The 3269-nt window shown below is 69.0% G+C and carries 2 protein-coding genes and 1 pseudogene; all 3 read left to right on the forward strand.

What is annotated here, in order from left to right; all coding sequences use genetic code 11:
- Window positions 1–295: M24 family metallopeptidase (locus K206_RS0118855; RefSeq protein WP_020203948.1), on the forward strand; the 295-nt coding region annotated here is incomplete at its 5' end.
- Between the two features lie 117 nt (window positions 296–412).
- Window positions 413–2998, forward strand: a complete 2586-nt coding sequence (locus K206_RS0118860; protein WP_020203949.1) for a [protein-PII] uridylyltransferase — start codon at window positions 413–415, stop codon at window positions 2996–2998.
- Between the two features lie 23 nt (window positions 2999–3021).
- A pseudogene (locus tag K206_RS0118865) lies at window positions 3022–3269 on the forward strand (16S rRNA pseudouridylate synthase); the annotation flags it as partial.

Consider the following 3269-nt stretch of genomic DNA (forward strand, 5'->3'; position numbering starts at 1 on the left):
CCACGGCATCGGCAAGAACTTCCACGAAGACCCGCAGGTGCTGCACTACGGCCGCCCCGGCACCGGCATGGAGATCCAGCCCGGCATGATCTTCACGATCGAGCCGATGGTCAACGCCGGCAAGCGCGAGATCCGCACCATGCCCGACCACTGGACCGTCAAGACGCGCGACCGCAGCCTGTCCGCGCAGTGGGAGCACACCATCCTGGTGACGGAGACCGGCTACGACGTGCTCACCGTCTCGGCGGGCACGCAGGCGCCGCCGGCCTTCGTCACCGATTCCGTCGCAGCCTGACGCTACCCCGGGCGCCAAGTTGGCGCCCTTCTTGTTTCAGCCGCCGCTTCATCGTTTCGCCGTTTCTTCGTCGCTCCCCAGCAACCCATCGCCCTTTCGATGTCCCAAGCCCAAGTCATGGACGCCACGCCGGAACTCATCCTCGCCACCCGTGTTCGCGATCAGCTGAAAGCCGGCAAGCAGGCCGTGTTCGACGACTTCAGCGCGCACGGCCACGTCGGCCACCTGCTCACGCGCCTGCGGCGCGCGGTGGACGCCGCGCTGGTCGAGGCCTGGCGCGGGCTGGCCCTGCCGGCGCAGTGCGCGCTGGTGGCCGTGGGCGGCTACGGGCGCGGCGAGCTGTTCCCGTACTCGGACGTGGACGTGCTGCTGCTGCTGCCGGCCGAGCCCGACGACGACACCGCGCGCCGGCTGGAGAAATTCATCGGCCTGTGCTGGGACCTCGGGCTGGAGATCGGCTCGGCCGTGCGCACCGTGGACGACTGCATCCGCGAGTCGCGCCAGGACGTCACCATCCAGACCTCGCTGCTCGAGGCGCGCCTGCTGACCGGCAACCGCAAGCTGTTCGCCGAGCTGCAGACGCGCTACCAGGCCGACCTCGACCCGCGCGCGTTCTTCCAGGCCAAACTGCTGGAAATGCGCCAGCGCCACGCCAAGTACCAGGACACGCCCTACGCGCTCGAGCCCAACAGCAAGGAAAGCCCGGGCGGCCTGCGCGACCTGCAGGTGATCCTGTGGATGACCAAGGCGGCCGGCTTCGGCGACAGCTGGAAGGAGCTGTTCGAGCGCGGCCTGCTGAGCGAGCGCGAGGCGCAGGAACTGCAGCGCAACGAGCGCCTGCTCAAGACCATCCGCGCGCGCCTGCACCTGGTGGCCGGGCGCCGCCAGGACGTGCTGGTGTTCGACCTGCAGACCGCGCTGGCCGAATCGTTCGGCTACCGCCAGAACAACAACAAGCGCGCCAGCGAGCAGCTGATGCGGCGCTACTACTGGGCGGCCAAGGCGGTCACCCAGCTCAACAGCGTGCTGCTGCTCAACATCGAGGCGATGCTGTTCCCCAGCGAATCCAAGGTGACGCGCGTCATCAACGAGCGCTTCGTGGAACGCCAGGGCATGCTGGAGATCACCAGCGACGACCTCTACGAGCGCGAGCCGCACGCCATCCTCGAAACCTTCCTGGTGTACGAGCGCACGCCCGGCGTCAAGGGCCTGTCGCCGCGCACGCTGCGCGGCCTGTACAACGCGCGCACGGTGATGGACGCGCACTGGCGCAACGACCCCGAGAACCGCCGCCTGTTCCTGGCCATCGTGCAGGAGCCGCAGGGCATCACGCACGCGCTGCGCCTGATGAACCAGACCAGCGTGCTGGGCCGCTACCTGAGCAATTTCCGCCGCATCGTCGGCCAGATGCAGCACGACCTGTTCCACGTCTACACGGTGGACCAGCACATCCTCATGGTGGTGCGCAACATGCGGCGCTTCGCCGTGGTCGAGCACACGCACGAGTTCCCGTTCTGCAGCCGGCTGATGGCCACCTTCGACCGCCCCTGGGTGCTGTGGGTGGCAGCGCTGTTCCACGACATCGCCAAGGGCCGCGGCGGCGACCACTCCAAGCTCGGCACCACCGACGCGCGCCGCTTCTGCAAGCAGCACGGCATCGCGCGCGAGGACACCGACCTGATCGCCTGGCTGGTCGAGCACCACCTGACCATGAGCCACGTGGCGCAGAAGCAGGACCTGACCGACCCGGACGTGATCCACGCCTTCGCCCGCGTGGTCGGCAGCGAGCGCTACCTGACCGCGCTCTACCTGCTGACCGTGGCCGACATCCGCGGCACCAGCCCCAAGGTGTGGAACGCGTGGAAGGGCAAGCTGCTCGAAGACCTCTACCGCATCACGCTGCGCGTGCTCGGCGGCGCCCGCGTCGACCCGCACTCGCTGTGGTCGCAGCGCAAGGAAGACACCATCGCGCAACTGCGCCTGAAGGCCTTCGACCCCGAGCTGGGCAAACCGCTGTGGGCCCAGCTCGACGTGGCCTTCTTCCTGCGCCACGACGCGCGCGACATCGCCTGGCTCACGCGCCACCTCTACGACAAGGTCGACGGCGACGCCCCGGTGGTCAAGGCGCGCGTGTCCGCCGCCGGCGAAGGCATGCAGGTGGCGGTCTACGTCAAGGACCAGCCCGACGTGTTCACGCGCATCTGCGGCTATTTCGAACGCAAGAGCTTCTCCATCCAGGAAGCCAAGATCCACACCACCCGCCACGGCTACGCGCTCGACACCTTCCAGGTCACCGACCCCGGCATCGGCAGCGCGGCCAGCGGCAACTACCGCGACATCATCGCGCTGGTCGAGCACGAGCTGGCCGAGCGCCTGCGCCCGAACGCGCCGCTGCCGGAACCCTCGCAAGGGCGGCTGTCGCGCCAGTCGCGCAGCTTCCCGATCAAGCCGCGCGTGGACCTGCGCCCCGACGAGCGCGGCCAGTACTACCTGCTGTCGCTCTCGGCCAACGACCGCACCGGCCTGCTGTACGCGATCTCGCGCGTACTGGCCAAGCACCGCATCTCGGTGCATACCGCCCGCATCAACACGCTCGGCGAGCGGGTGGAAGACGTTTTCCTGGTCGACGGCAGCCGCCTCGCCTCGGACAACAAATTGCAGCTACAGCTTGAACAGGACCTGCTGGCGGCGCTGGCCATCTAGGCCGGACGCCCCGCATTGAAGATATGACCGATGACACTTCGCCCAAGCGCAAGACGCTGGGCATCAAGACCGCGCCCGCCGGCAACACCCGCAAGCCCACCCGGCCGGTGCGGGTGTCCGACCTGAACCGCCAGCGCGTGCGCGCCGTGGTCGACGGCATCAAGCAGGCCCAGGAGCGCGCCGGCGGCGCGCGCAGGAAACCCGAGGACGGCGCGCAGCGCCCCGCGCGCGGCCCGCGCACCGGCGACGGCCAGGACCGCCCGCGCCGCTT

This window comes from Cupriavidus sp. WS (assembly GCF_000395345.1).
In the GTDB taxonomy this organism is placed as follows: domain Bacteria; phylum Pseudomonadota; class Gammaproteobacteria; order Burkholderiales; family Burkholderiaceae; genus Cupriavidus; species Cupriavidus basilensis_B.